24 protein-coding genes are annotated in these 26,122 nt (G+C 73.2%); 15 read left to right on the top strand and 9 right to left on the bottom strand.

Features of this window, described 5'->3' with window-relative positions; translation table 11 throughout:
* Positions 1 to 588: 588 nt before the first annotated feature.
* Positions 589 to 831, bottom strand: a complete 243-nt coding sequence (locus LCD35_RS22740) for a zinc finger protein (protein WP_225044819.1) — start codon at positions 829 to 831, stop codon at positions 589 to 591.
* 122 nt (positions 832 to 953) lie between these two features.
* On the opposite strand from LCD35_RS22740, the gene LCD35_RS22735 reads away from it, so the two are divergent.
* The 5 genes from LCD35_RS22735 to LCD35_RS22715 all read left to right on the top strand — a co-directional run bounded on the left by LCD35_RS22735 (position 954) and on the right by LCD35_RS22715 (position 4,432).
* Positions 954 to 1,799, top strand: coding sequence for a helix-turn-helix transcriptional regulator (locus LCD35_RS22735; protein ID WP_225044818.1), 846 nt, complete (start codon positions 954 to 956; stop codon positions 1,797 to 1,799).
* A gap of 14 nt (positions 1,800 to 1,813) precedes the next feature.
* Entirely contained in the window at positions 1,814 to 2,014 is a 201-nt protein-coding gene (locus tag LCD35_RS22730) for a DUF397 domain-containing protein (protein ID WP_224959165.1), read from the top strand.
* A gap of 65 nt (positions 2,015 to 2,079) precedes the next feature.
* The gene (locus tag LCD35_RS22725) at positions 2,080 to 2,265 is read left to right on the top strand and encodes a hypothetical protein (protein WP_224959167.1); all 186 of its coding nucleotides are present in this window, start codon (positions 2,080 to 2,082) and stop codon (positions 2,263 to 2,265) included.
* Positions 2,266 to 2,426: 161 nt separating this feature from the next.
* Complete coding sequence (locus LCD35_RS22720; protein WP_224959169.1) at positions 2,427 to 3,104, top strand: GntR family transcriptional regulator; 678 nt, start codon at positions 2,427 to 2,429, stop codon at positions 3,102 to 3,104.
* Positions 3,101 to 4,432, top strand: a complete 1,332-nt coding sequence (locus LCD35_RS22715; RefSeq protein WP_225044817.1) for an MFS transporter — start codon at positions 3,101 to 3,103, stop codon at positions 4,430 to 4,432. The genes LCD35_RS22720 and LCD35_RS22715 overlap by 4 nt, the downstream gene beginning before the upstream one ends.
* Before the next feature lie 3 nt (positions 4,433 to 4,435).
* Here the strand turns inward: LCD35_RS22715 and LCD35_RS22710 are convergent, their stop codons facing one another.
* Positions 4,436 to 5,701 (bottom strand): low temperature requirement protein A, encoded by a 1,266-nt coding sequence (locus LCD35_RS22710; protein WP_225044816.1) that lies wholly within the window; start codon positions 5,699 to 5,701, stop codon positions 4,436 to 4,438.
* A gap of 162 nt (positions 5,702 to 5,863) precedes the next feature.
* Positions 5,864 to 6,802, bottom strand: a complete 939-nt coding sequence (locus tag LCD35_RS22705; RefSeq protein ID WP_224959201.1) for an aldo/keto reductase — start codon at positions 6,800 to 6,802, stop codon at positions 5,864 to 5,866.
* Positions 6,803 to 6,974: 172 nt separating this feature from the next.
* On the opposite strand from LCD35_RS22705, the gene LCD35_RS22700 reads away from it, so the two are divergent.
* Positions 6,975 to 8,213 (top strand): epoxide hydrolase family protein, encoded by a 1,239-nt coding sequence (locus LCD35_RS22700; protein WP_225044815.1) that lies wholly within the window; start codon positions 6,975 to 6,977, stop codon positions 8,211 to 8,213.
* A 779-nt stretch (positions 8,214 to 8,992) separates the two neighbouring features.
* On the opposite strand, the gene helR is transcribed toward LCD35_RS22700, so the two are convergent.
* A complete protein-coding gene (gene helR, locus LCD35_RS22695; protein ID WP_225044814.1) occupies positions 8,993 to 11,203 on the bottom strand; it encodes an RNA polymerase recycling motor ATPase HelR in 2,211 nt (736 codons plus the stop codon).
* A 413-nt stretch (positions 11,204 to 11,616) separates the two neighbouring features.
* On the opposite strand from helR, the gene LCD35_RS22690 reads away from it, so the two are divergent.
* Positions 11,617 to 12,675, top strand: coding sequence for a glycoside hydrolase family 76 protein (locus tag LCD35_RS22690; protein WP_224959185.1), 1,059 nt, complete (start codon positions 11,617 to 11,619; stop codon positions 12,673 to 12,675).
* 7 nt (positions 12,676 to 12,682) lie between these two features.
* Here the strand turns inward: LCD35_RS22690 and LCD35_RS22685 are convergent, their stop codons facing one another.
* From LCD35_RS22685 to kstD, 5 genes are read right to left on the bottom strand one after another with little or no spacing between them, the layout of a single operon-like run.
* On the bottom strand, positions 12,683 to 13,543 hold the full coding sequence (locus LCD35_RS22685; RefSeq protein ID WP_225044813.1) for a MaoC/PaaZ C-terminal domain-containing protein: 861 nt from the start codon (positions 13,541 to 13,543) through the stop codon (positions 12,683 to 12,685).
* A gap of 9 nt (positions 13,544 to 13,552) precedes the next feature.
* Positions 13,553 to 14,560: a ferredoxin--NADP reductase gene (locus tag LCD35_RS22680; protein WP_225044812.1), complete on the bottom strand. Its 1,008-nt coding sequence runs from the start codon at positions 14,558 to 14,560 to the stop codon at positions 13,553 to 13,555.
* Positions 14,557 to 14,865 carry a hypothetical protein gene (locus LCD35_RS22675; RefSeq protein ID WP_373689954.1) on the bottom strand — a complete coding sequence of 103 codons (309 nt, stop codon included), beginning with the start codon at positions 14,863 to 14,865 and terminating at the stop codon, positions 14,557 to 14,559. The genes LCD35_RS22680 and LCD35_RS22675 overlap by 4 nt, the downstream gene beginning before the upstream one ends.
* On the bottom strand, positions 14,862 to 15,995 hold the full coding sequence (locus LCD35_RS22670; protein ID WP_225044811.1) for a Rieske 2Fe-2S domain-containing protein: 1,134 nt from the start codon (positions 15,993 to 15,995) through the stop codon (positions 14,862 to 14,864). The genes LCD35_RS22675 and LCD35_RS22670 overlap by 4 nt, the downstream gene beginning before the upstream one ends.
* Positions 15,992 to 17,707 carry a 3-oxosteroid 1-dehydrogenase gene (gene kstD, locus LCD35_RS22665; protein WP_225044810.1) on the bottom strand — a complete coding sequence of 572 codons (1,716 nt, stop codon included), beginning with the start codon at positions 17,705 to 17,707 and terminating at the stop codon, positions 15,992 to 15,994. The genes LCD35_RS22670 and kstD overlap by 4 nt, the downstream gene beginning before the upstream one ends.
* Positions 17,708 to 17,805: 98 nt before the next feature.
* Here kstD and LCD35_RS22660 point away from each other — a divergent pair, with 98 nt between their 5' ends.
* The 8 genes from LCD35_RS22660 (at position 17,806) to hsaB (ending at position 25,871) form a co-directional block, all read left to right on the top strand.
* Positions 17,806 to 19,437 (top strand): FAD-binding protein, encoded by a 1,632-nt coding sequence (locus tag LCD35_RS22660; protein WP_225044809.1) that lies wholly within the window; start codon positions 17,806 to 17,808, stop codon positions 19,435 to 19,437.
* Entirely contained in the window at positions 19,424 to 20,218 is a 795-nt protein-coding gene (locus LCD35_RS22655) for a 2-keto-4-pentenoate hydratase (protein ID WP_225044808.1), read from the top strand. Before LCD35_RS22660 ends, LCD35_RS22655 begins: the two co-directional genes overlap by 14 nt.
* 19 nt (positions 20,219 to 20,237) lie before the next feature.
* Positions 20,238 to 21,149: an acetaldehyde dehydrogenase (acetylating) gene (locus LCD35_RS22650; protein ID WP_224978083.1), complete on the top strand. Its 912-nt coding sequence runs from the start codon at positions 20,238 to 20,240 to the stop codon at positions 21,147 to 21,149.
* Entirely contained in the window at positions 21,146 to 22,216 is a 1,071-nt protein-coding gene (gene dmpG, locus LCD35_RS22645) for a 4-hydroxy-2-oxovalerate aldolase (protein WP_225044807.1), read from the top strand. The genes LCD35_RS22650 and dmpG overlap by 4 nt, the downstream gene beginning before the upstream one ends.
* A 129-nt stretch (positions 22,217 to 22,345) precedes the next feature.
* The gene (gene hsaA / locus LCD35_RS22640; RefSeq protein WP_225044806.1) at positions 22,346 to 23,524 is read left to right on the top strand and encodes a 3-hydroxy-9,10-secoandrosta-1,3,5(10)-triene-9,17-dione monooxygenase oxygenase subunit; all 1,179 of its coding nucleotides are present in this window, start codon (positions 22,346 to 22,348) and stop codon (positions 23,522 to 23,524) included.
* 11 nt (positions 23,525 to 23,535) lie between these two features.
* Entirely contained in the window at positions 23,536 to 24,414 is an 879-nt protein-coding gene (gene hsaD / locus LCD35_RS22635) for a 4,5:9,10-diseco-3-hydroxy-5,9,17-trioxoandrosta-1(10),2-diene-4-oate hydrolase (protein ID WP_344927824.1), read from the top strand.
* 18 nt (positions 24,415 to 24,432) lie between these two features.
* Positions 24,433 to 25,335 carry an iron-dependent extradiol dioxygenase HsaC gene (gene hsaC, locus LCD35_RS22630; protein ID WP_224959199.1) on the top strand — a complete coding sequence of 301 codons (903 nt, stop codon included), beginning with the start codon at positions 24,433 to 24,435 and terminating at the stop codon, positions 25,333 to 25,335.
* The gene (gene hsaB, locus LCD35_RS22625) at positions 25,332 to 25,871 is read left to right on the top strand and encodes a 3-hydroxy-9,10-secoandrosta-1,3,5(10)-triene-9,17-dione monooxygenase reductase subunit (RefSeq protein WP_224959200.1); all 540 of its coding nucleotides are present in this window, start codon (positions 25,332 to 25,334) and stop codon (positions 25,869 to 25,871) included. Before hsaC ends, hsaB begins: the two co-directional genes overlap by 4 nt.
* Positions 25,872 to 26,122 lie beyond the last annotated feature (251 nt).

Here is a 26,122-nt window from a genome sequence, read left to right as displayed (position 1 = left end):
CTAGCGGCCGGGTCCCCGGGGTTGGGGGGGGGGGGCCGCCCCCCGGGCACGCCGCGGGGCCGCGGCCCCCCCCCGCCCCCCACCCCCCCCCCCCCCGGGGGGGGGGGGCCGGGGTCCTGTCCTCCCTCGCGCGACCGGGATCGGGGGAGGCCGCGGCGCACAGGAGGCTTGCGCGGATCCGGCGCACCGGACCCGAGGTCAGGTCACGCCACGCACGGCTCCTCGTGGCCGGTCTCGGCCGCGACCAGGCAGCGGGGGCACCGGGTGGTCAGGTCCGCGGGCTCGGTCCGGCGCAGATCTAGCGGTCCGCGCACATGTCCGCCGCAGGCTCGGGGAAGGCTCCCCCCAGCACACCGCAGGACACGATGCCAGCGGCGTCCGCCAAAACCCCGCGCCCAAGCCCCGGTCCGTTCCGAACGCGGGGCGCTCGCCGCGCTCGGGCGAGCAGCGTCTCCGCGACACAAGAACCACAGGTGCTCGCCGGGACCGCCGATCGCGCCGCCACCACAACGGCACCGCAGAGCGTCCGGCCACTGCGGAGCTCCGCCACGTGCGTCAGCCCGGTCGTATCGACCGCGAAACCCTCGATCATCCATGCCCGCCTCCTCCGCGCTTCTCCCGCAGCAGCAGGCCGTTGCAGTCGAGACAGCTGGGGGCGACGACCCACGCGGTCTCGTCGGTGTCGGCGGACAACGTCACGTCGTCGCCGCACACCGTGACCGCCTCGGTCGTCCGCCCGTCCCACCGAGATCCCCGGAACGCGTGCCTGCGGCCGTCTCCCGCCGGGCGCCAGAAGTGGCGTTGTTGATTTCGCTGGTGGTTTCCGACCATGCGAACCCTCCGGATCTGTTGCCGTACGATCACCGTGTGTGATCTTGACTCGTCAAAGATAAGATTGACGTGTCAGAATGTCGATAACCTCTTCAGGTGACGCCGGATGTCGGAGGCAGTGGATGGCAGCAACAGCGCAACGTCGGCATCTCGGCCAGTGGCTTCGGAAACTTCGCGTTGGCGCGGCTCTGAGCACGACCGATGCGGCGCGGAGGCTCGGCTGCTCGGAAGCGAAGATCAGGCACATGGAGGCCGGAAGGTCGGGTGCGAAGAAGCTGGAGCTTGCGGCCTTGCTCGACCTCTACGGCGCTGATCAAGCTGTCCGGGACGAGATGGAGGAGATCCGGCGAGCGGGAACGAGTCGTGGGCGTTGGTCCGCTTACCGGCTTCCTTCGTGGTTCGCGCCCTATGTCGACTACGAGACAGACGCCTCGCAGGTGTGCACGTTCGAATTGGGCATCATCCCCGGTCTGCTTCAAACCGAGGACTACGTGCGGGAGATGCACCAAGTCGGACGTGCATCGCTGAGCGGGGACACGTTGGACGCGTGGGTTTCGGCCAGGCTGGCGCGTCAGCGGAGGCTGCTTGAAGAACCCCGACTGGAGCTGCGGGTCGTGCTCGCGGAGGAGGCACTGCATCGCCGTGTTGGCGGTCCGGATCTCATGGGTCCGCAGCTCGATCATCTGATCTCGATGTCCGCGCAGCCGAACGTGATCATTCAGGTGCTTCCGTACGGAGCGGGAGCGCACGCATGTCCGCACGGTTCCTTCGTGTTGCTCGGTTTTCCGGACTCGGACCACGAAAGCCTCGGGTACATGGATACCCCGATCGGCGGGCAGCTCGTGGACAAGCCGGACGAAGTGGCCACGTTGGCGAAGCTCTTCGATGACGTGCGGTCGACTGCATTGCCGGTGGCCGGCAGCACTGCGCTGATCCGCGGGCTGAGGAAGGAGCTTGTGGATCTCTGAGGGATACTGCGGACATGTCGATCTCTTCAGCGAAGTGGCGCAAGGCATCCCGGAGCGGGCAGGGGAACAACTGCGTCGAGGTGGCGGTGGACGTGCCCGGGCGGGCGTGGGTCCGGGACAGCAAGCTCGGCGAGGCGAGCCCCGTGCTGGTGACGTCGGGCGCGGGTTTCGCGGCGTTCCTGGGCGCGGTCAAGTCCGGTCGGTACGACCGCTGATCGGCCGGTCGGTAGGGTTCCGCGGGGCGGCGCGGCGCCGCTCCGGAACGGGGAGGGGTGTCCTGATGAGCACGCGGAGCATGACGTTGTTCCTGATCAGGACGCTCATCGTCCTCGCCCTGGTGGTCGGGTTGGCGTTCTACGTCGGCTGGTCCTGGATGACGGGGCTGGCCGTCGGGCTGGTCGCGCTCGCCGCCGTCGCGCAGGGCGGCGTGCTGTTCTGGCAGCGCGGCAAGGACGTCTCGAAATGAGCGCCGCCTAACTTATAACCTCCCGGTTCGGCGGGCTCCGATCCTGCGGCCCGCCAGGCTCCGGCGGCGCTGTCGCCGACGTCACGACCTGTGCAGATGTCACCGCCGGTGCGGTCGGTCCCGCCGATGTGCGAGGCTATAAGCGATCGAAGGGTGGGTGCATGGACGAACCGGTCGCAGCGCGCATGACCAAGAGCGAGTACGCCTACGCGAGCGTGCGCGAGAAGATCCTCTCCGGCGAGTTCCCGCCGGGCTCGGTGCTGAACCAGGCGACCCTCGCCCGCACCATCGGGATCAGCACCACCCCGCTGCGGGAGGCGCTGCGCAGGCTCATGACGGAACGGTTCGTGGAGCTCGACGCGCACCGCGACGCCCGTGTCACCCAGCTCAGCGGGGAAGAGGTCCGGGACCTCGTGGAGCTACGGCGGGTGCTGGACCCGATGGCCGCCGCCCTCGCCGCCGAACGCCGCACCAAGGACGACATCGCCGAGATCCGCCGCTCCGTCGACGAGCAGCGGGCCCTGCCGAACGACCCGTCCTTGCAGCAGCTCGCCGAGCAGCGCCGGTTCCACGCCGCGATCTACCGCGCCTCGCACAACGACCTGCTCGTCGACGCGCTCGACGGGTTGTGGGACAAGGCCGACCGGTACCGGATGCACGCGCTCGCCGAAGGCCGCAGCTCCGCGGAGCGCAACGAGCGCGACGACGAGCACCGGCTGCTCGCCGAACACGTCATCGCCGGGGACGCCGACACCGCCGCCGACCTGATGCGCAGGCACATCGACGCCAGCCTCAGCGCCCGGTCCGCGCGCAGCCTGCTGCACGGCGATGCCTCGTGAGGCTCGACCGGCGGGTGTGGGTGCTGCTGGCGCACGCGGTCCTGACCCAGGTCGTCACCTTCGTGCTGCGGCCCGCCACCTCCTACCGGGCGCTGGAGCTGGACGTGCCCGCGTCCTGGCTGGGCGTGCTCTCCGGCAGCTTCGCGCTGGTGCCGCTGGTGCTGGCGCTGCCCGCCGGGCACATCGTGGACCGGTTGGGGGAGCGGCGGGTGATGGTCGCCGGCGGCGTGCTGATGTGCGCGGCGGGCGCGGCGTTCCTGGCCCTCGGCGGCTCGGTGCTGGGGCTCGTCGTGGGCAACGTGCTGCTAGGCACCGCACACCTGTGTTCGGTGATCGGGCAGCAAGCGCTGGTGGCGAACATGACGTCCTCGGCGCGGCTGGACGCGGCGTTCGGCTACTACACGTTCGCCGCCTCGCTCGGGCAGGCCGCCGGGCCGCTGCTGATCGTCGTGTTCGGCGGTGCGGCGGCGATCCCGGACACCACGCCGATCTTCTGGGGAGCGACGGCGCTGGCCGCTGCGCTGCTGGTGTGCTCCTTCGGCATCACCAGCGGAACCCCGTCCTCGGCCGCCGCACCGGACGGCTCGCCGGGAGTGCGCGGGCTGCTGCGGCTGCCGGGACTGGTGCCCGCGCTGTGCACGAGCTGCGTGGTGCTCGCGGCCGTGGACCTGTCGGTGGTGTACCTGCCCGCGCTCGGCGCCGAACGGCACATCGCCTCCGGCGTGGTCGGTGGGCTGCTGGGACTGCGGGCGGTGGCCTCGATGGTGTCCCGGTTCTTCCTCGGCAGCACCACCCGGCTGCTGGGCCGTCGGAAGCTGCTGGTGCTGAGCATCACCGCCGCCGCGGTCGGGCTCGCGGTGACCGCGGCACCGGTGCCGGTGTGGGCGCTGGCCGTCGCGGTGCTGATCGCCGGGCTCGGGCTCGGCGTCGGTCAGCCGCTGACCATGTCGTGGCTGGCCGAATCGACACCGCCCGGCCTGCGCGGGCGCGCGATGTCGTTGCGCCTCACCGGGAACCGGGGGGGGGGGGGGGGGGGGGCGGCCGCGGCGGGGGGGGGGGGGGGGGGCGGGGGGGGGGGGCGGCGGCGGGGGGGGGCGGGCCCCCCCCGCCGGGGGGGGGGCCCCGGGGGGGGGCCCCCCCCGGGCCCCCCCCCCGGGCGGGGGGGGCCCCCCGGCCGGGGTGGGGCTGGTCGCCAGCGGGGTCGGCGCGGCCGGGGTGCTGCTCGCCACCGCGATCGGGCTCGCGGGCACCGCGTTCCTCGCCCGCGGCCTGCCGTTCGACGGCGCCGACCGCGCCGGGTGATCGCCTGCGGCGGCGCCGCCGGATGATCGTCAGCGCCGCCGCAGCCCGTCCAGCGCGCGCCGCTGGTGCCGGTGCCCGATCGTCTCGTGGCCGAGCACCGTCACGTACGGCGCCAGCATCACCACCAGCAGGCACGCCGCGATCCCCACGCCCGCCGCGGCGAGCGCCACCGCGGCCCCGAGCACCCCGAGCGTGATCACCAGCAGCAGCACGTGGAACCCGTCGGCCTCCGACAGCAGCAGCGCGTGCAGCAGGTACACGACCAGCAGGTACAGCCCGAGCGGCACGGCCAGCGCCAGCACCACCGTGGCGTTGCCGATCGTCGAGTGGTGCTCCAGCTGCAACCCCGCCAGGTGCAGCCCGGCACCGGTCCCGGCGATTCCCCCGAACACCAGGATGTGCCCGTAGCCGAACAGGTAGCCGCGGGCGCGGCGCTGCTCCAGCACCTCGCCGAACGGGGTCGCGAAGTACACCCACCACATGCCGAAGGTCAGGCCGACGCCCGCGACGACCACCGCGACCGCGTCCCCGCTCCAGTTCACGCCGCTGCCGCCGCCGAGCAGCTCGCCGGAGGAGGCGATGGTGCCGACGACGCCTTCGCCGAGGGTGATGATCGCGAAGGCGCTGTAGCGCTCCGCCACGTGGTGCGGGTGCCAGGGCGTGCCGTGCGCGCGCCCCTGCGCGAAGACCGGCAGCGCCAGCTCCAGCAGCCCGAGCAGCACGAACGCCGCCAACGCGACGCCGAGCGGCAGGTTCGCGAAGGCGAGCACGACCCAGCCGACCTGCGCGAGCACCGTCCACCGGATGTTCGCGAAGCCGACCGCGCTGAACTCGGGCGATTCCCGCGCCGCTCGCCACCACTGCAGCACCATCGCGACCCGCATCACGACGTAGCCGAGCACGATCACCCGCACTTCGAGGCGCGACTCCTCGGCCAGGCCGGTGAACAGCGCGGGCAGGCCCAGGGCGAAGATGACCACGCCGATCATCTGCAGCATCGTCAACGCCCGGTACAGCCAGTCGTCGGTGTCGAAGGCGGAGGCGAACCAGCTGAAGCTGATCCACGCCACGCTGATCGCGAACATCGCGAGCACGAACGCGGTGATCCCGGGCACGACGTGCCCCCCGGCCAGCGTCTCGGCGAGGAAGGAGGCGGCGGTGCCGACCGCGACCACGAAGGTCAGGTCGAACAGCAGCTCCAGGGGAGTGGCGACCCGGCCCGGTGCGGCGGGGCCGCGACCGGTCATCGGCTGTCGCGGATGCGCCAGGCCACCGGGGTGGTCGTGCTCGCTCATGTTCGGCTTCCCGTCCGGGTCGTTCGCGTCGGGCCGCGGGTGATCGTATGCGCCGATGGGCCGTTCGGGGGCTCGGGTGGCGGTGATCGGCCGCACGCCGACGGCAGGTGACCGTCCCGTTCGCCCGGCGTCGTCGGGGCGAACGGGACGGTCTGGTCGGAGTCAGGCGGAGGCCGCGTCCAGCTTCCGGAGGTCGTCGGCGGTCAGTTCCAGGTCGTGCATCGCGAGCAGCGCGGGCAGCTGCTCGGTGTTGCGGGCGGAGGCGATCGGCGCGACCACCGTCGGCTGCCGCGCGAGCCACGCCAGCGCCACCGTCGCGTGCGCCGCGCCCCGCTCGGCGGCGACCTCGTCCAGCGCGGCGAGCACCCGCGCGGAGCGCTCGCTGCCCGCGTACCGCCCGGCCAGCCGCGGTTCGCTGCGCTCGCTGTCCACGGTGCTGCCCGGCCGGTACTTGCCGGTGAGGAAACCGGAAGCGAGTGCGAAGTACGGCACGCACCCCAGCCCGGCCCGTTCGACGACGTCCCGCAGCTCGCCCTCGTAGGTGTCGCGGGAGACCAGGTTGTAGTGCGGTTGCAGCGCGACGTAGCGGGCCAGGCCCTCCCGCTCGGAGAACGCCAGCGAGTCCGCGAGCCGCTGCGGGCTGATGTTGGAGGCGGCGATCGCGCGGACCTTGCCCTCCCGAACCAGCTCGTCGAGCGCGGTGATGATGTCGGCCACCGGCACGGATTCGTCGTCGAAGTGCGTGTAGTACAGGTCGATCCGGTCGGTGCCCAACCGGCGCAGCGAGGCCTCCGCGGCCGCCTTGACGTTGGCGGGCGCGAGCCCCCTGAAGTCCGGGTGGTGGGCCACCTTCGTCGCGATGACCACGTCGTCCCGGCCGCCGCGGGCGGCGAGCCACTCGCCGATGATCCGCTCGGACTGCCCGGGCTCGTTGCCCGGCCGGTTCATGTACGAGTCGGCGGTGTCGATGAAGTTGCCGCCCGCCGCGGTGTAGGCGTCGAGGACGGCGAACGAGTCGTTCCGGTCGGCGGTCCACCCGAACACGTTGCCGCCCAAGCAGAGGCGGGAGACGGCGAGGTCGGACGAACCCAGGGTGCGCAGCTCTGTCATGGCCCCATTGGAACAGCACCCGGCACCGCTCCGCCGCAGACTCGGACCGCTGTACCGCGCGACGTGATCGTGGAATCGTTGCGGCGCCGGAGGTCCGCGCCCGGGCGCTCCGGACGGCGGCTCGGCTCCGCAACCCGCCACCCGACCGAGCGAGGACCGCACCATGACCACCCGGTTACCCCTGGACCCCGTTCCGATCCACGTCTCCGACGAGGTGCTGGCCGACCTGCGCGCCCGCCTCGCCGCGACCAGGTCGCCGCTGGACGAGGGGAACGACGACTGGTCCTACGGCGTCCCCACCGGCTACCTGCGCGAGCTGGTCGAGCACTGGCGGGACGGCTACGACTGGCGCGCGGCGGAGGCCGCGATCAACGCCTACGAGCACTACCAGGTGACCGTCGCCGGGGTGCCGGTGCACTTCATGCGCAAGCCGGGCCGCGGACCCCGCCCGATCCCGCTGATCCTCACCCACGGCTGGCCGTGGACGTTCTGGCACTGGTCGAAGGTGATCGACCCGCTCGCCGACCCGGCCGCGTCCGGCGGCGACCCGGCGGACGCGTTCGAGGTGATCGTGCCGTCGCTGCCCGGATTCGGGTTCCCCGGGCCGCTCACCGGTTTCCCCGACGTGAACTTCTGGAAGGTCGCCGACCTCTGGCACGTCCTGATGACCGAGGTGCTGGGCCACGAGAAGTACGCCGCCGGGGGCTGCGACATCGGCGGCCTCGTCTCCAGCCAGCTCGGGCACAAGTACGCCGACGAGCTGCACGGCATCCACATCGGTTCCGGGCTGCCGCTGGACTTCTTCACCGGTCCGCGCGCCTGGGATTTCGCCCGGAACCGGCCGCTCACCGACGACCAGCCCGCCGAGGTGCGGGACCGGATCGTCGAGCTGGACCGCCGCTCGGCCTCGCACCTCGCCGTGCACGTGCTCGACGGGGCGACCTTGGCGCACGGGCTGAGCGACTCGCCCGCCGGGTTGCTCGCCTGGCTGCTGGAGCGGTGGAACTCGTGGAGCGACAACGGCGGCGACCTCGGATCGGTGTTCACCGCGGACGAGCTGCTGACGCACGCCACGATCTACTGGGCGACGAACTCGATCGGCACCTCGCTGCGCTACTACGCCAACGCCAACGCCAACCGGTACCCGTGGGCCCCCGCCCACGACCGGAAGCCCGTCGTGCAGGTACCGGTCGGCCTCACCTTCGTCACCTACGAGAACCCGCCCGGCATCCGCACCGCCGCCGAGCGCATCCGGGCGTTCGAGGACGGCCCGCAGGCCGCCTGGTTCAACCACGTCAACGTCAACGCGCACGACCGCGGCGGGCACTTCATCCCGTGGGAGAACCCCGAGGGCTGGGTAGCAGACCTCCGCCGAACCTTCCGCGGTCTTCGGCGGGGGTGACCGCGCCTCCCGCGAGGGGGTGGGTGGCGGAACCTCAGCGGGGCCCCTTCGGCCGAGGCCGGGTCTCGTGGGACGCCCGACTCGCCGTGTGTCAAAGGGTGCGATCAGTTCAGTGTCGAGTGAAATCAATGAGGGTGAGGAGAAAAGCGGCGAAGCTGAGGAGGGCGGTGAGGGGCGGCCGCTTGTGCGGAGTGGGCGTGGGTAGAGCCGGCCCAGGGGTGCGGCGCAGGTGGCGGGCGGTCCGGCTTCGGCGTCGACGTGGCCGTCGGCCCAGTGCGGTGTCGGAGGCGGATCGCCTGCGCGAACTGTGAGGGCTCGCCGACCACGCGGCTCCGGCCAGGCCGTCGAGCCGCACCTGGCTGCGCGCGGCCGGAGTGTGGGGCACCTGTGCGGCTGGGGAGTGGGGAGTGGTTGCCGGAGCGCGGCGAGCTCGGGCGTGGATGGGTGCGGGGATCGCGGTCCGTCGGGTGCTGGAGGTGCCGGGGTGCCTGCGGCGGCGCCGGGGCTTCGCCGGATCGGCTTCGCTGCGGCGCAGCTGGCGCGGGTCGTAGACCGCCGGAGGTGGGATCGGGCATCGCGAGCGAGGTCCGCGGGCGCGCCCTGCCGGTGCAGCCGCAGGCCTCGCCGTTGGTCCGAGTCCTCGATCGACGCTCGGGGCCGCGGCATCGGACCCATTAAGTGGTGCGATCAGTTCAGTGTCGAGTGAAATCAATGCTCGAAGGCGAACCGACCGAAGATGGCCGCGGAGGAGCAGGGCCCCGGCCGCGGCCGTCCGGTGACTACTGCGTCGAACCCGCCGGCACCGGGCCGTCGAGCTCCACCAGCCCGGACAGCGCCCGGAGCAGCGGTTCGCGGTGCAGCACGCCGAGCCGCTGGGTGGCGCGGGTGAGCGCCACGTACAGCTCCGCCGCGCCGCGCGGGCCGTCGGCGAGGATCCGGTCCGGATCGACGACCAGGACCGCGTCGTACTCCAGGCCCTTCGTCTCCGAAGCGGGCACCGCGCCCGGCACGTCCGGCGGCCCGATCACCACGCAGGTGCCCTCCCGGTCGGCCTCGGCCCGGGTGAACTCCGCGACGGCGGCGGGCAGCTCCTCGTCGGTGACCCGCCGCGACCACGGGGGAACACCGCAGGAGCGGACCGACTCCGGTGCCGTCACCTCCGGGGCGAACTCGGCGAGCAGCGAACCCGCGATCGCCATGATCTCCGCCGGGGTGCGGTAGTTCACCGACAGCGGCCGGTACTGCCAGCGGCCCGGCACGTAGCGGTCCAGCATCGAACCCCAGGAAGTCGCCCCGGCCGCCGAGCGGCGCTGCGCGAGGTCGCCGACCACGGTGAACGACCGCGCCGGGCAGCGCCGCATCAGCACCCGCCAGTCCATTTCGGACAGTTCTTGCGCTTCGTCGACGACGACGTGCCGGTAGGTCCAATCCCGATCGGCGGCGGCGCGCTCGGCGAGGCTGCGGGTGTCGTGCTGCACGAACCGGTCGGCGAGGTCCTCGGCGTACACCAAGTCCTGGGCGAGCAGGTGGTCCTCGTCGTCCATCATGTCGTGCCGCTCGACCTCCATGATCTCCAGGACGCCCGCCGCGTACTCCTGCTCGGCCTTGCGCTCCCGCTCGGCGGCCTGCTTCGCGGCCTGCTCGGCCGGCTTGTCCCGCCCCAGCAGGTCCACCAGCTCGTCGAGCAGCGGCACGTCCGACACCGTCCACGCCACGCCGTCGGTGCGCAGCAGCGCCGCGTCGGCTCCCGCCGCGCGCAGCCGCTCCGGGGAGGTGTACAGGTCGGCCAGCAGTTCCTGGGGGGTGAGCACCGGCCACAGCTCGTCGAGCGCGGCGGCTAACTCCGGCTTCTCGGCCAGTTCCGCACGCAGGTCGCGGCGCAGCTGCTCGCGGGCCGCCACGTCCTGCTTGTCCAGCCAGCCCCGGCCGATGCGGGTGATCGCCCGTTCGGTGAGCACGTAGGTGACGATCTCGATGAAGGTGGCCCGGGCCTCGTTGTGCGGCAGCCCGGTGTCCCGCGCCTCCTGCCGCGCCCACTCGGCGGTGTCGGCGTCGATGCGCACCGCGGCGTCGGACAGCTCGATCGGCAGCGGTTCCGCGGGCAGCCGCTGGCGGTCGGCGACGGCGGCGGCCAGCACGTCGAGCATCCGCAGCGAACCCTTGGTCCGGGCGACCTCCGGGGCGTCCTCGGCGCTGACCTGGAGGCCCGGCACCAGGTCGCCGGGCGTCATGAACACCACGTCGGTCTCGCCCAGCGAGGGCAGCACCCGGCCGATGTGGTGCAGGAACGCCGGGTTCGGGCCCACCACCAGCACGCCGTGGCGCTCCATCCGCTCCCGCTTCGTGTACAGCAGGTAGGCGACGCGGTGCAGCGCCACCACCGTCTTGCCGGTGCCCGGCCCGCCCTCGATCACCAGCACGCCCTGGTGCTCCAGCCGGATGATCTCGTCCTGCTCGGCCTGGATGGTCGCGACGATGTCGCGCATCTCGCCGCCGCGGGGCGCGTTCACCGCCGCCAGCAGCGCGGCGTCCCCCTCCTCGGCGCCGTCGGGGCCGCCGAGGTGCTCGTCGGTGAAGCCGAGGACCTCGCGGTTGTTCGTGCGGAACTGGCGGCGGGTGCGCACGCCCTCCGGGTGCGCGCCGGTCGCCACGTAGAACGGGCGGGCCGCCGGGGCGCGCCAGTCCAGCAGCAGCGGCTCGTAGTCGTCGTCGGCGTCGAACAGCCCGATCCGGCCGATGTAGGAGCGCTGCCCGGACTCCGCTTCGAGCCTGCCGAAGCACAGCCCGTTGTCCACCACGTCCAGCCGCCGCACCTCGCGCGCCAGCGCGCGCACCTGCACGTCCCGCTCGACCAGCGACTCGCCGTCACCGCGCAGCGATGCCTTGTACTCGCCGCGCACCCGGGCGCGCTCCGCGTCGAGCCTCGCGTAGAGACCGGCGACGTGGTCGCGCTCGGACCGCAATTCCTCTTCGTACCCCTGTGCTGACACGGGCCCCTCACAGTCGCTGAACCGTCTTCCTCGCACTGCTTCGAGCGCCGGCGATGCCGCTGCCGGTGCTCGTCCCCTCGTTCGAAACCGCTGCCGGGCGCGCTCCCCTTCCCGGCCGCGCCCGTGCCGACCGCGGATGTGGACGAGGACACATCTCGTTTTCGCAGGTCTCGGCTTCGGCGGCTGATTGTGCGCCATGTCGGGGGTCTTGCCGCAAGGACCCCGGTGCGTTATAAGTTGGACGGGGAAGGGGAGCGGTGGCTCCCCTTTTTCGCGTCCAGCTTCCTCCACGTTCCGGAGTGGACCGGCAGCGGCCTGCCGCCGCCGGGGTGAGCCGCGTTGACAGCGCCGCGCGGGCCCGGTGATCGTGGAAGCGCTCCCGCGCGGCACCGGGCGGGGCGGAGGGGGCTGCCATGACCGGATTCCGAGTGCTCGGTCTGCTGTGCTGCCTGCTGCTGTGCGCCCCGGCCGCGCCCGCGGCGGCCGTCGCGGACAGCCCCGGCGGTGCGGCCGCGACGGCGTTGATGGGGCGCTACCGCGAGGACATCGGGCTGTTCGACACCGGGAACTGGTGGACCTCGGCGAACGCGCTGACGGCGCTGATCGAGAGCATCCGGATCAGCGGGGATCGCGAGCACGAGCACGCCATCGCCCGCACCTACGAGCTGAACCTGAACGCCCAGGGCGGGGACTTCCGCAACGACTACCTCGACGACACCGGGTGGTGGGGGCTGGCATGGGTGGCCGCGCACGACCTCACCGGGGACGAGCGGTACCTGGCGACGGCGCGCGCCGACGCCGACCACATGGCGGCGCACTGGACGCCGGAGTGCGGTGGCGGGGTGCTGTGGCACCGGGAGAAGGCTTACAAGAACGCGATCACCAACGAGCTCTACGTCGAGCTGAACGCGGCGCTGCACAACAGGATTCCCGGGGACACGACCTACTTGCAGCGGGCTCGCGAGGGGTGGTCGTGGTTCGAGGGCAGCGGCATGATCGGGGAGGGCGGGCTGGTCAACGACGGGCTCACCGGGGAGTGCGCGAACAACGGCGACACGGCGTGGACGTACAACCAGGGCGTGCTGCTGGGCGGGTTGGTGGAGCTGCACCGCGCCACCGGGGACGCGGCGCTGCTGGAGCGGGCGCGGGCGCTCGCCGACGCCTCGACCGGCTCGGCCTACCTGAACCCGGACGGGGTCCTGCGCGAGCCGGTCGAGGGTGACGACTGCGATGGTGACGGGGCTTCGTTCAAGGGGCCGTACGTGCGCGGGCTGGGTGTGCTGAACGCGGAGTTGGCCGACCACCCGTACACCGGTTACCTGGCGCGGCAGGCGGATGCGGCCCACGCCCGCGACCGCGACGAGCAGGACTCGTACGGTCCGCACTGGAACGGGCCGTGGGTGGAGCCGGGTGTCGGGCACGGTTGCCAGCACAGCGCGCTGGACCTGCTCAACGCCGCGGGGCGCACCTGAGCCGAGCTCACCTGGTGGTGAGGGTGATGCCGTCGAGGACGACGGTGTCGTCCCGTTCCGGGACGGTGGTGGTGGCGAGCAGTTCGCCACCGGGTTCGGTCCAGACGCGGGTGCGGAGGGTCTCGCCGGGGTGCACGACGCCGGCGAAGCGGGCGCCGAAGGAGGCGACGCGGGCGACCTCGCCGTCGAGCACGGTGTCCACGATGGACTTGCACACCACGCCGTAGGTGCACAGCCCGTGCAGGATCGGTCGCTCGAACCCGGCGGCCGCGACGAACGCGGGATCGGCGTGCAGCGGGTTGCGGTCGCCGCAGAGCCGGTACAGCAGCGCCTGCCGCGGTTCGGTGCGGGAGTCGACCACCAGGTCCGGTTCCCGCCGCGGGAGTTCGACGCGCGGGGTGGCACCGCGGTGCCCGCCGAAGCCGCCCTCGCCGCGGGCGAAGATCATCGAGCGGGCGGAGCACAGCGGCCCGGCGGCGTCGGTGAGCACGGTCTCCTGCACGATCACCGCGGCCTTGCCCTTGTCCAGCACGTCGACGATGCGGGTGGTGGCGCGGGCGCCGCCGGAGACCGGCAGCGGGCGGTGCGGGGTGATCTCCTGCGAGCCGTGCAGCACCTTCGCCAGGTCCACTTCGACGCCGGGGAAGGACAGCGCCGGAGGTTCGAACTGGCGCAGGTTCGGCGCCACCACCGCGAAGGTGGGCAGCACGTGCAGGTCCTGCTCGTAGGCGTAGCGCAGTTCGCCCGGATCGGTCGGCGGGTCTCCGGCGCCGAGCGCGAGGTGGTAGAGCAGCACGTCGGATTCGGTCCAGGTGACGTCCTGGTCGGCGACGGTGGCTCCGATGGCCAGGTCCGGGTCGATGGGCATGCGGCTCCTTCACTCGTAGCTGACGTGGACCTCGTCGGTGACCGGGAACGACTGGCAGGCCAGCACGATCCCGTCGTCGAGGTCCTGCTGCTCCAGGATGTCGTTGCGCTCCATGCTGACCTCCCCGGCGGTGATGCGGCAGGCGCAGGCGCTGCACGCGCCCTGCCTGCAGGAGAACGGGGCGTCGATGCCGCGGTCCAGCAGCAGGTCCAGCAGTCGCTGCCGCCGGGGCCAGTCCAGCCGGTGCCGGTCGCCGTCGATCTCCACGTGCGCGGTGGCCCATCCTCCCGCGGCGTCCTCCGCCGCGCTCGGCGGGTCCTGCTCGAAGGGGTTGGCGGTCAGCGAGTGGAAGCGCTCCACGTGCAGCCGCCCGGGGGCGGTGGCGAGGGCTTCGGTGGCGACGTCCATGAACGCGTTCGGGCCGCAGACGAAGACCTCGCGGTCGGCGAACGGTGCGGTGAGCGCGCGCAGCGCCGCGGCGTCGGGCAGGCCCTGCACGGTCTCCAGCCAGTGCAGCACCACGAGCCGTTCCGGGTGTTCGGCGGCGAGGTGCCGCAGCGCTTCGGCGAAGATGACCGAGCGTTCGTCCCGGTTGGCGTAGAGCAGGGCGATCCGGCCGGTCCCGGCGGCGAGCGCGGAGCGCGTGATGGACATGATCGGGGTGATGCCGCTGCCGCCGGCCAGCAGCAGGAAGTCGGCGTCCAGCGACTTCGGGCTGAAGCCGCCGTCGGGGGGCAGCACGTCCAGCACCGTTCCGGCGGTGACGTGGTCGCACAGCCAGTTGGAGCCGCGGCCGTCGGGCACGCGTTTGACGGTGACCCGCAGGGCGGTGCCGGTGTGCGGGGAACTGGACAGCGAGTAGCAGCGGGCGAGGGAGCCGCCGCGCTCGCCCGGAACCCGCAGGGTGAGGAATTGCCCGGGGCGGTAGGAGAAGTCGTCCCCGGGGTCGGCGAACACGAGGGAGCGGGCGTCCGGGGATTCCTCGACGACCTCGTCGACCTTGAGCCGGTGGATCATGGCGCCTCCCGATCGTGGCGCAGCCGCGCACCGATGCTGTCCTCCAGGTCGGGGCAGCCGGGGACGTGCGCGGTGCTGCCGCCGCGGGCGGCGTCGGCGAGCGCGGGGCAGTCCTGGGCGGCGCGGCGGGTCCACTGCACGCTGGTGTGGGCGGGGCTGTTCTTCTTGGCCAGCACGCAGGTTCCGCACCGGTCGCAGCGCACCGGTCGCAGGCCGCCTTCGAGCTGTTCGCGGCGGTCGGCGGCGGTGCGTTCGTGCAGCGCGGCGTCGCCCGCGGGTGCTTTGGCCCAGTCCGGCGGGTTCACGGGGAGTCCGCCCGGCGGGCCAGGTTGTCGGCGACCTCCTGCTCCCAGGCGATGTTCGCGCGGGTGGTGTCCACTTCGAACTCGAAGCGGCCGGTCATGTCCTCGGTGAGGTCGGCGACGTCGGTGTAGAACTGCTCGTACCAGCGGCGCAGCTGGTAGACGGGGCCGTCCTCCTCGCACAGCAGCGGGTTGTCGATGCGGGTCTTGTTGCGCCAGATCTCCACGTCCTGCAGGAATCCGACGCTGGTGCCCTTGGCGATCTTGGCGGCCATCGCGTCGGCCTGCTCGTCGTCGAGGCCGGGCAGCTTCTTGGCCAGCACGCCCCACTGCAGCACGAAGGAGTTCGCGGTCACCGGGTAGTGGCAGTTGATCAGGATGGTCTCGACGGTGGTGCCGCGGTGCTGATTCCACAGCCGGTCGATCATGTAGGAGGGCCCGTAGTAGGAGGCTTCGGAGACGCCGAGGTTGTCCTCGCCGGAGTAGTTGGAGCGGGAGCCGACGTCGGGCCGGCCCTTGGTGTTGAGGTACTGGGTGGCGACGTGCCCGTCGAAGACGTTCTTGAAGTAGGTGGGGAAGGCGAAGTGCACGTAGAAGAAGTGCGCCATGTCCACCACGTTGTCCACGATCTCGCGGCAGTGCGAGCCTTCGATGAACACCGAGTCCCAGGTCCAGCTGCTCCACTCCGGGTCGCCGACCTCGGGGAGTTCGGGGATGGCGACCTCGTCGGTGGGTGCGGAGCCCTCGGGGTCGTGCCAGACGAACAGCTGCCCGTTGCGTTCCAGGCAGGTCCAGGCCTGGGTGCGGGCGCGCAGCGGGATGCGCTTGGCGTAGGGGATGCCGACGCAGCGGCCTGCGCCGGACCAGCGCCAGTCGTGGAACGGGCAGGCGACGGCGTCGCCCTTGATGCTGCCCTGGCTGAGGTCGCCGCCCATGTGCCTGCAGTAGGCGTCGAGGACGTGCAGCGCGCCGTCGCCGGCTTGGAAGACGACGAGCTTGCCGCCGAAGGCTTCGACGGGGTGCGGTCTGCCGTCCTTGAAGGTCTCGGCGAGGCCGAGGCAGTGCCAGCCGCGGGCGAACCTGGTGGGCGGGGTTCCGACGTCGATGGTGCGCACGTCGTCGTTCGGCGTCATCGCTGGCTCCTCCGTTCACCCCGGTCGGGGTTCGCAGCGGGTTCGGGTGCCGCGCCTGCCATGTGCAGCGCGGCGAGGTGGCCGAAGGTCATGGCCGGGCCGAGGGTGGCGCCCGGTCCGGCGTAGGTGCGGCCCATCGCGGCGGCGCTGGTGTTGCCCGCCGCGTAGAGGCCGGGGATCGGTGCGTCGTCGGTGCGCAGCACGCGGGCGTGCGCGTCGGTGCGCAGCCCGCCCTTGGTGCCGAGGTCGCCGGGCACGATGCGCACCGCGTAGTACGGGGCGGTGGTCAGCTCCGCCAGGCAGGGGTTGGGCCGGTTGGTGGGGTCGCCGTAGTAGCGGTCGTAGGCGCTGCGGCCGCGGCCGAAGTCGGTGTCCTCGCCGGTGCGGGCGTGCGCGTTGAACCGTTCGACGGTGCGGCGCAGCGGTTCGGCGGGGACGTCGATGGCGGCGGCGAGTTCGGCGAGGGTGTCGGCGCGGTGGACGGCTCCGGCGTCGTACCAGCGGCGGGGGAACGGGCGGCGTGGGCCGAGCCCGGCGAACGGGTAGCGGTTCCGGTAGCGCTGGTCGGCGATCAGCCAGGTCGGGATGTTGCGGGCGGGTCCGTCGCCGGGCCCGTACATGGCGTGCACGGCGTCGACGTAGGGCGCGGCCTCGTTGACGAACCGCTCGCCGTCGCCGTTGACCAGGAGGCAGCCGGGCAGGGTGCGTTCGGCGAGGCAGAACCAGGGGCCGCCGGTGAGCGGGATCGACGGTCCCCACCAGGCGTCGTCCATCAGGTCGACGTCGGCGCCGACGCGCTGGGCGGCGCGGATCGCGTCGCCGGTGTTGGCGGCGGCGCCGACGGTCCAGTCGGTGCCGATGGGGGCGCGCTGGTGGCGTCGGCGCATCTCGGCGTCGCGTTCGAAGCCGCCCGCGGCCAGCAGCACGCCGCGGCGCGCGCGCAGCGCGACCTCCGCGCCGTCGCGGCGCACCAGCACGCCGGTGACGCGGCCGTCCTCGTGCAGCAGGTCGAGCAGCGGGGTGTCCAGCCACAGCGGCACGCCCTGGTCGCGGAGTCCGGCGCGCAGGGCGGCGGCGAGCGCTTGCCCGCGCACCAGCAGCCGTTTGCGCAGCAGGGTGGCGAGCAGGTAGCGGGTGCCGACGCGCAGCGCGCGCAACACGCCGCGGGGGTGCCGGGCGACGAGGTTGAGCCGGCGGAAGTCGGCTTGGGTGACGGCGAAGTTCGGCGGTGCCTTGGTGAAGTCCGGTTCCAGCCGGTCGAGCTCGTCGCCGAGGAGGCGGCCGTCGAGGGGTTTCGGTTCGACGGATCTGCCTTCGGCCCGTCCGCCGGGGGCTTCGGGGTAGTAGTCGGAGTAGCCGGGGACCCAGCGCAGCCGCAGCGGGGTGGCGGCGAGGACCTCGTCGAGCATCGCGGGCCCGTGGTCGAGGAACGCGCGGCGCAGTTCGGCGGGGGCGGTGTCGCCGACGATGTGGTCCAGGTAGGCCGCGGCCCGCTCGGGGGTGTCGTCGTGGCGGGCGAGCACCGCGTTGCCCGGCAGCCACAGGCCGCCGCCGGAGCGCGCGGTGGATCCGCCGTAGCGGGCGGCCTTCTCCACCAGCACCGCGCGCAGGCCGGCCCGCGCGGCGGTGATCGCCGCGGTCATCCCGGCCGCGCCGCTGCCTACGACCACGACGTCGAACCGGTCGTCGGGTGTCGGGACGGGTGCGCTCATGCCACCTCCATCGCTCGCAATACTGAAACAGGTTATAGTTTTAGTCGACGTGGCGCTACGGTGACGACCTGGAACATGAACGTGCAGTCGAGTGGCCGATGCAGAACCTGTTTCACTCGGAGGGTGCCGTGGGCGAGGAGATCGAGGCGGACGTGGTCGTCGTGGGGTTCGGCGTCGCGGGCGCCTGCGCCGCGCTCGAAGCCGCCGAGGCCGGTGCCGAGGTCGTCGTGCTCGACCGGTTCGGCGGGGGCGGCACCAGCAGGCTCTCCGGCGGCATCGTCTACGCCGGGGGCGGCACCCGCCCGCAGCGCGCCGCGGGCGTCACCGACTCGGTCGAGGACGTGTACGCCTACCTGCGCGCCGAGGTCGGCGACGCGGTGTCCCCGGCGACGCTGCGCCGCTTCTGCGCGGGTGGCCCCGAGATGATCGACTGGCTGGAAGCCAGGGGAGTGCGCTTCGGCGACGCCCTCGCGCCGTACAAGACCTCCTACCCGAGTCGCCGCCACCACCTGTACTACTCCGGCAGCGAGGCCGCGGGCGGCTTCCGCGACCTCGCCCGGCCCGCGCCGCGCGGGCACCGGCCGGTGGGGCGCGGCACCTCCGGGAAGGTGCTGCACACCGCGCTGGCCCGAGCGGTGCGCGCCGCCGGGGTGCGGGTCCTCGACCAGACCCGCGTCACCGGGCTGATCCGCGACGGCGGCGAGGTGCACGGCGTCGAGTGCGCCACCCTGCGCACCGCGGCCCGGCCCGCGCGGGCGCTGCACCGGACCGCTGCGCGGCTGGCCGCGAAACCCGGCATCTACCTGCCCGTCCTGGCCCGGCGGTTGCACGCGGTCGCCGAACGGGTCGAACGCCGCCGCGCCGTGCCGCTGCGGATCCGCGCCCGCCGCGGGGTGGTGCTCGCCGCGGGCGGGTTCATCGCCGACCGGGAGCTGCTGCGCCACCACGCGCCGCGCCACCGCGGCGGGCTGCCGCTGGGCACCCGCGCCGACGACGGCAGCGGCATCCGGCTCGGCCGGTCCGCGGGCGGCACCACCGACAAGCTCGGCAACGTCTCGGTGTGGCGGTTCATCACCCCGCCCAGCGAGTTCCTGCACGGCGTGCTCGTCGACGAGCACGGGAAGCGGGTCTGCGACGAATCCCGCTACGGCGCCGCGCTGGGCGATGCGCTGGTCCACCACCACGGCGGGCGCGGCTGGCTGCTCATCGACGCCGAGACCCGGCGCCGCGCGCTCCGCTCGCTGCCCCGGCAGACCGTGTGGTTCCAGCTGCTGCAGGCGCTGCACCTGCTGCACCGCCGAGCGGTGACCGCCCCGACGATCACCGAGGTCGCCGAGCTCGCCGGCATCGACCCGGCCGGGCTCGCCGCCACCGCCCACGCCCACGACACCGCCGCGCCCGGCGCGGACCCGGTGGGCAAACCCGCCGAGTTCGTGCGGCCGCTGCGCACCCCGCCGTACACGCTGCTGGACCTGTCGATCCGGCCCAGCGCCGCCTACCCGTGCCCGATGCTCACCCTCGGCGGGCTGCGCGTCGACGAGGACACCGGTGCGGTGCTCGACGAGCGGGACCGGCCGGTGCCCGGGCTGCACGCCGCGGGGCGCACCGCGGTGGGGCTGTGCTCGAACTCCTACGTCAGCGGGCTCTCGCTGGCCGACTGCGTGTTCTCCGGGCGGCGCGCGGGGCACTGGCTGGCGCCCGGTGGAGGAGGGGAACGTGCTCACGGATGACCAGCGCGAGGACCTGGCGGCGCGACTGCGGCGGGCCGAGCGGGAGCGGGCCCCGATCCCGCCGCTGACCGACTCGCAGCCACTGCTGACCGCGGAGGACGCCTACGAGATCCAGCTCGGCAACATCCGGCGGCGACTGCCCGGCACCGAGGTCGTGGGGCACAAGGTGGGCCTGTCCTCCCCGGTGATGCAGGCGATGATGGGCGTCGACGAACCCGACTACGGCCACCTGCTCGCCGACATGCGCCTCGACCCGGACGTGCCGGTGGCGGTGCGGCGCTACTGCTTCCCGCGGGTGGAGGTGGAGGTCGGGTTCCTGCTCGGCGCCGACCTGCCCGGCCACGGCTGCACCGAACGCGACGTGCTGGCCGGGACCGCGGCGCTGGTGCCCGCGATCGAGCTCATCGACAGCCGCATCGCGGACTGGCGCATCCGGCTGGCCGACACCATCGCCGACAACGCCTCCTCCGCCGGATTCGTGCTGGGGGAGCAGCGGATTCCGCCGGATTCGGTCGATCCGCGGGCCATCGACGCGGTGCTGCACCGGGACGGGGAACGCATCGCGGAGGGCCGGTCGGACGCGGTGCTCGGCGATCCGGTGCGGGCGGTGGCGTGGCTGGCGCGCAAGGTCGCCGGGTTCGGGGTGCGGCTGCGCGCCGGGCACGTGGTGCTGCCCGGTTCCTGCACCCGTGCGGTGGACGTGGGGGCGGGGGCGGCCTTCACGGCCGAGTTCAGCACCGGCGGGCGGCGGCTCGGCGCCGCGTCGGTGACGTTCCGATGACGCTTCGAGGAGCTCGATGATGAGTACGGGCAAGGCGACCGCGGCGATCGTGGGGTCCGGCAACATCGGCACCGACCTGCTGCACAAGCTGCACCGGTCCCCGCTGCTGGCGCCCCGCTGGATGGCGGGCATCGACCCGGGCAGCGCGGGGCTGCGGCGGGCCCGCGAGCTCGGGGTGGCCGCCGACGCGGGCGGGGTGGACTGGCTGCTGGCCCAGGACGAGCGCCCCGACGTGGTGTTCGAGGCGACCTCCGCGGCCGTGCACCGCGCGAACGCGCCCCGCTACGCCGAAGCCGGGATCCGGGCCGTGGACCTCACCCCGGCGGCGGTGGGCCCGGCGGTGGGGGGGGCGGTGAACCTCGGCGAGCACCTGGCGGCACCCGACCTGAACCTGATCACCTGCGGCGGGCAGGCCACCATCCCGCTGGTGCACGCCGTCGCCCGTGCCGCCCCGGTGCGCTACGCCGAGATCGTGGCCTCGGTCGCGTCGGTGTCGGCGGGTCCGGGCACGCGGGCAAACATCGACGAGTTCACCCGCACCACCGCCCGCGGGATCGAGCGCATCGGCGGCGCCGCGCGCGGCAAGGCGATCATCGTGCTCAACCCGGCCGACCCGCCGATGATCATGCGGGACACCGTGTTCTGCGCGGTGCCACCGGATTCCGACCGGGAGGCGATCAGCGGCTCGCTGCACCGGATGGTCGCCGAGATCGCCGGCTACGTGCCCGGCTACCGGCTGCTGGGCGAACCGCAGTTCGACCTGCTCGGCGACGACCTGCGGGTCGGGGTATTCGTCGAGGTCGAAGGCGCCGGTGACTTCCTCCCGCCGTACGCGGGGAACCTGGACATCATGACCGCCGCGGCGGTGCGGGTGGGCGAGCAGCTCGTCCGCGCGGGCCGCCCGGCCGACGCGGAGGAGCGGATCTCGTGACCGAGCTGCCCAGGACGTTCTCCGACGAGCTGGACGTGCGCATCACCGACACCTCGCTGCGCGACGGTTCGCACCACAAGCGGCACCGGTTCACCGCCGAGGAGGTGCGCGCGATCGTGACCGCGCTCGACGGCGCCGGGGTGCCGGTGATCGAGGTGAGCCACGGCGACGGGCTCGGCGGTTCCTCGTTCACCTACGGCTTCTCCGCCACGCCCGAGCAGGAGCTGATCGCGCTCGCCGCCCGCACCGCCCGCCGCGCGAAGATCGCGTTCCTGGTGCTGCCCGGCGTCGGCGTGCTCGACGACATCGCCGCCGCCCAGGACGGCGGTGCGCAGGTGTGCCGGATCGCCACGCACTGCACCGAGGCCGACGTGTCGGTGCAGCACTTCCGGCTGGCCCGGGAGCGCGGCCTGGAGACCGTCGGATTCCTGATGATGGCGCACTCCCGCCCGCCGGAGGAGCTGGCCGCGCAGGCCCGGATCATGGTGGACGCGGGCTGCCAGTGCGTGCACGTGGTGGATTCGGCCGGGGCGCTGGTGCTGGAGCAGGTCGCCGACCGGGTCGCGGCGATCGCCGCCGAGATCGGCGCGGAGGCGCAGGTCGGGTTCCACGGGCACGAGAACCTGGGCGTGGCGGTGGCGAACTCGGTGGCCGCGGCGCGGGCGGGCGCGGTGCAGATCGACGGCAGCGCCCGCCGGTTCGGCGCCGGGGCGGGCAACACGCCGGTGGAGGCGTTCGTCGGGGTGTGCGACAAGCTGGGCATCCGCACCGGCGTGGACTTCTTCGCGATCGCCGACGCCGCCGAGGACGTGGTGCGCCCGGCGATGCCGCAGGAATGCCTGCTGGACTGCGCCGCGCTGATGATGGGCTACGCCGGGGTGTATTCGAGCTTCCTGCGGCACGCGGAGGTGCAGGCCGAGCGCTACGGGGTGGACGCGGCGGCGCTGCTGGTGCGGGCGGGGGAGCGGAAGCTCGTCGGCGGGCAGGAGGACCAGCTGATCGCGCTCGCGCTGGAGCTGCGGGCGGCGACTGAGTCCGATGTGGATGGTGCCCGATCCTCGACATGAATGAGAACGTGTTCTAGTATCGGCGAGTGGTGCGCGAGCCGTGCTGGAAGCGGGTTCAGCGCCACGAGTCGAGCCACCGGCGGAACAAGTTCCACGACGTGCCCGCGGGCGCGGGAACGGGAGCGCGTGATGAGCGAGCAGGACGGGCGGCGGATCGTCGACGAGGTGCGCGGGCTGCTGCCGGGGCTGCGGGAACGCGCGCAGAAGGCCGAGGACGCCCGCCGCCTCCCCGAGGAGACCATCGAGGAGCTCCAGCGCACCGGGTTCTTCCGGATGCTGCAACCCGCCCGCTACGACGGCGTCGAAGCCCACCCCGTCGACTTCTACCGCGCCGTCCGGTTGCTCGGCAGCGCCTGCGGCTCCACCGGCTGGGTCGCCTCCATCCTCGGCGTGCACCCCTGGCACCTCGCGCTGTTCCCGCAGCAGGCGCAGGACGAGGTGTGGGCCGAGGACCCGAGCACGCTGGTGTCCTCCTCCTACGCGCCGATGGGCCGGGCGACCGTCGTCGACGGCGGCTACCGGCTGTCCGGGCGCTGGAGCTTCTCCTCCGGCTGCGACCACGCCCGCTGGGCGTTCGGCGGCGGGCCCGCCCACGACGCGGCGGGCGAGGTGGTGGACTTCTGCACCTACCTGGTGCCGCTGGGCGACTACCGCGTCGACGACGTGTGGGACACCGTGGGCCTGCGCGGCAGCGGCAGCAACGACGTCGTCGTGGACGACGTGTTCGTGCCCGCGCACCGCGCGCTGAGCTTCCTGGCCATGTCCGAGGTCCGCTGCCCCGGCCACGAGATCAACACCGGCCCGCTGTACCGGCTGCCGTGGGGCACCGTGCACCCCACCACCATCACCGCGCCCATCATCGGCATGGCCCAGGGCGCCTACGACGCGCACGTCGAGCACCAGGGGGCACGGGTCCGCGCCGCCTACGCCGGCGAAAAGTCCAAGGAGGACCCGTTCGCGAAGGTGCGCATCGCCGAGGCCGCCAGCGAGATCGACGCCGCCTGGCTGCAGCTCAGCGGCAACATCGCCGAGGAGTACGAGCTCGTCGCCGCCGGCGAGCAGGTGCCGATGGCGCTGCGGCTGCGCGCCCGCCGCGACCAGGTCCGCGCCACCACCCGCTGCATCGAGGCGATCGACCGGCTCTTCGAGAACTCGGGCGGGCGGGCGCTGGCCACCGGCACCCCCATCCAGCGGTTCTGGCGGGACGCGCACGCCGGGCGGGTGCACGCCGCCAACGACCCGGAACGCGCCTACACGATGTTCGGCACCGGCGAATTCGGCCTGCCGATCAAGGATTCGATGGTGTGAGGGGAGAAACCGTGGGCACCGCAGCGGAAACCGAGCTCGACGAGCACTCCACCGGCCGCACCGCCGAACTCCCGTCCGGGCTGCGGCTGCACTACCACGAGGCGGGCGCCGAGCACGCCGACGCGGTGGTGCTGCTGCACGGCGGCGGCCCCGGCGCCTCCGCGTGGAGCAACTTCAGCCGCAACGTCCCCGTGCTCGCCCGGCACTTCCGCACCATCGCCGTGGACCAGCCCGGTTTCGGCCGTTCCGGCAAGCCCACCGAGCACGGCCAGTACTTCACCCACAGCGCCACCGCCCTGCACGAGCTGTTCGACGTGCTCGGGCTGGGACGCGCGCACCTGCTGGGCAACTCGCTCGGCGGCGGGACCGCCGTCCGCTTCGCGCTGGAGCACCCGGACCGGGCCGGGCGGCTGGTGCTGATGGGCCCGGGCGGGCTGAGCCTGAACCTGTTCGCCCCCGACCCCACCGAAGGCGTGCGGCGGCTCGCCGAGTTCGCCGCCCCGCCGGGGCCGAGCAAGCAGAAGCTCGAAGCGTTCCTGCGCACCATGGTGCACGACCAGTCGCTGATCACCGACGAGCTGCTGGAGCAGCGCTACGCGGCCGCCGCCGACCCGGAGTCGCTGGCCGCGATGCGCGCGATGGGCGAGTCGTTCCGCCGCGCCGAGACCGTCGAGCAGGGCCTGCTGTGGCGGGAGGCCCACCGGCTGCGGCAGCGGGTGCTGCTGGTGTGGGGACGCGAGGACCGGGTGAACCCGCTGGACGGGGCGCTGCTGGCGCTGAAGCTGATCCCGCGCGCGCAGCTGCACGTCTTCGGCGGCTGCGGGCACTGGGCGCAGCTGGAGAAGTTCGCCGAGTTCAACCGGCTCGTCCAGGACTTCTTGTTGGACTGACGAACGAGGGAGTGCGCGATGGGCATCCGCTCGCTGGGATACCTGCGGATCGAGGCCACCGACGTCGAGGCGTGGCGGGTGTTCGGCACCAAGGTCCTCGGCATGATCGAGGGCGACGGGCCCGACCCGGACGCGGTGTACTTCCGGATGGACGACTTCCCGGCCCGGCTGGTGATCGTCCCCGGGGAGGCCGACCGGCTCGCCCAGACCGGCTGGGAGGCCGCGAACGAAGCGGAAGTCGCCGAGGTGGCGCGGAACCTGGACGCCGCCGGGGTGTCCTGGAAGGCCGGGGACGCCGCCGACCTCGCCGACCGGCGGGTGTGCGGGCTGATCCGCTTCGAGGACCCCTCCGGCAACACCCAGGAGGTCTTCCACGGCGCCGAACTGCGGCACCGCCGCGTGGTCAGCCCCTACGGGCACCGGTTCGTCACCGAGGAGCAGGGTCTCGGGCACGTGGTGCTGTCCACCCACGACGACGCGGCGGCGCTGCACTTCTACCGCGACGTGCTGGGTTTCCGGCTGCGCGACTCGATGCGGCTCGCCCCCGAACTCGTCGGCAGGCCCGCCGACGGGGAACCGGCGTGGCTGCGGTTCTTCGGCTGCAACCCGCGCCACCACAGCCTGGCGTTCCTGCCGATGCCGACGCCCAGCGGCATCGTCCACCTCATGGTGGAGGTCGCCGACGTGGACGACGTGGGCCTGGCGCTGGACCGCGCGCAGCGGCGGAAGGTGCCGCTGTCGGCGACGCTGGGCAGGCACGTCAACGATCTGATGCTGTCGTTCTACCTGCGCTCGCCGGGCGGCTTCGACGTCGAGTTCGGCTGCGAGGGCAGGCAGGTCGCCGACGAGGACTGGATCGCCCGGGAGAGCACCGCGGTGAGCCTGTGGGGCCACGACTTCAGCATCGGGGCCCGCGGATGACCTCGGCCACCGGGCGGGTCGAACCGGACCAGGCGAGTTTCCGGCGCGTGCTCGGCCGGTTCTGCACCGGGGTCACCGTGGTCGCCGGGATGGACGGCGACCGCCCGGTCGGCTTCACCTGCCAGTCGTTCGCGGCGCTGTCGCTGGACCCGCCGCTGGTGCTGTTCTGCCCCGGGCGCGGCTCCCGGACCTGGCCGCTGCTGGCGGCGTCCGGGCGGTTCTGCGTGAACGTGCTCGCCGACCGGCAGGAAGCGGTGAGCACCGCGTTCGGCCGCGGTGGTGCGGACAAGTTCGCCGAGGTCGGCTGGCACCCGGCGCCCTCGGGATCCCCGGTGCTCGACGACGTGCTGGCGTGGGCGGACTGCGCCGTCGACGCGGTCCACGAGGCGGGCGACCACTACGTCGTCGTCGGCCGGGTGCACGCCCTCGGCGAGGGAGACCCGCGCCGCCCGCTGCTGTTCTACCGCGGCGGCTACGCGAACGTGGAGGAACCGCCGCCGCCCCTGATCTGGCCCCGCGAGGACGACTGGCTCTGACGCGGCGTCCCGCCCGGTGCCGGTCGAGGGGCGGGTCGCCGGGGCCGTCCTGGGGAGGCCGGGCCGGTTCCCGCCGGGTGGGCGAGCACGGCCGCGTCGAATCCCACCCGCACGCCGAACGCGCCCAGCGCTGGGGACGTGGGAACCCGGCGCGCACCCGGCGAACCCCACGGCTACGCGAGCGCGGTGCGCCTGCGCGGCCGACTCACCGCAGGTCGGGTTTGCGGACCTTGCCGGTGGGGGTGCGGGGG

It is taken from the genome of Saccharopolyspora sp. 6V (assembly GCF_020176785.1).
Lineage (GTDB): Bacteria > Actinomycetota > Actinomycetes > Mycobacteriales > Pseudonocardiaceae > Saccharopolyspora_C > Saccharopolyspora_C gregorii.
This window is presented reverse-complemented; position numbering and strand designations above follow the sequence as displayed.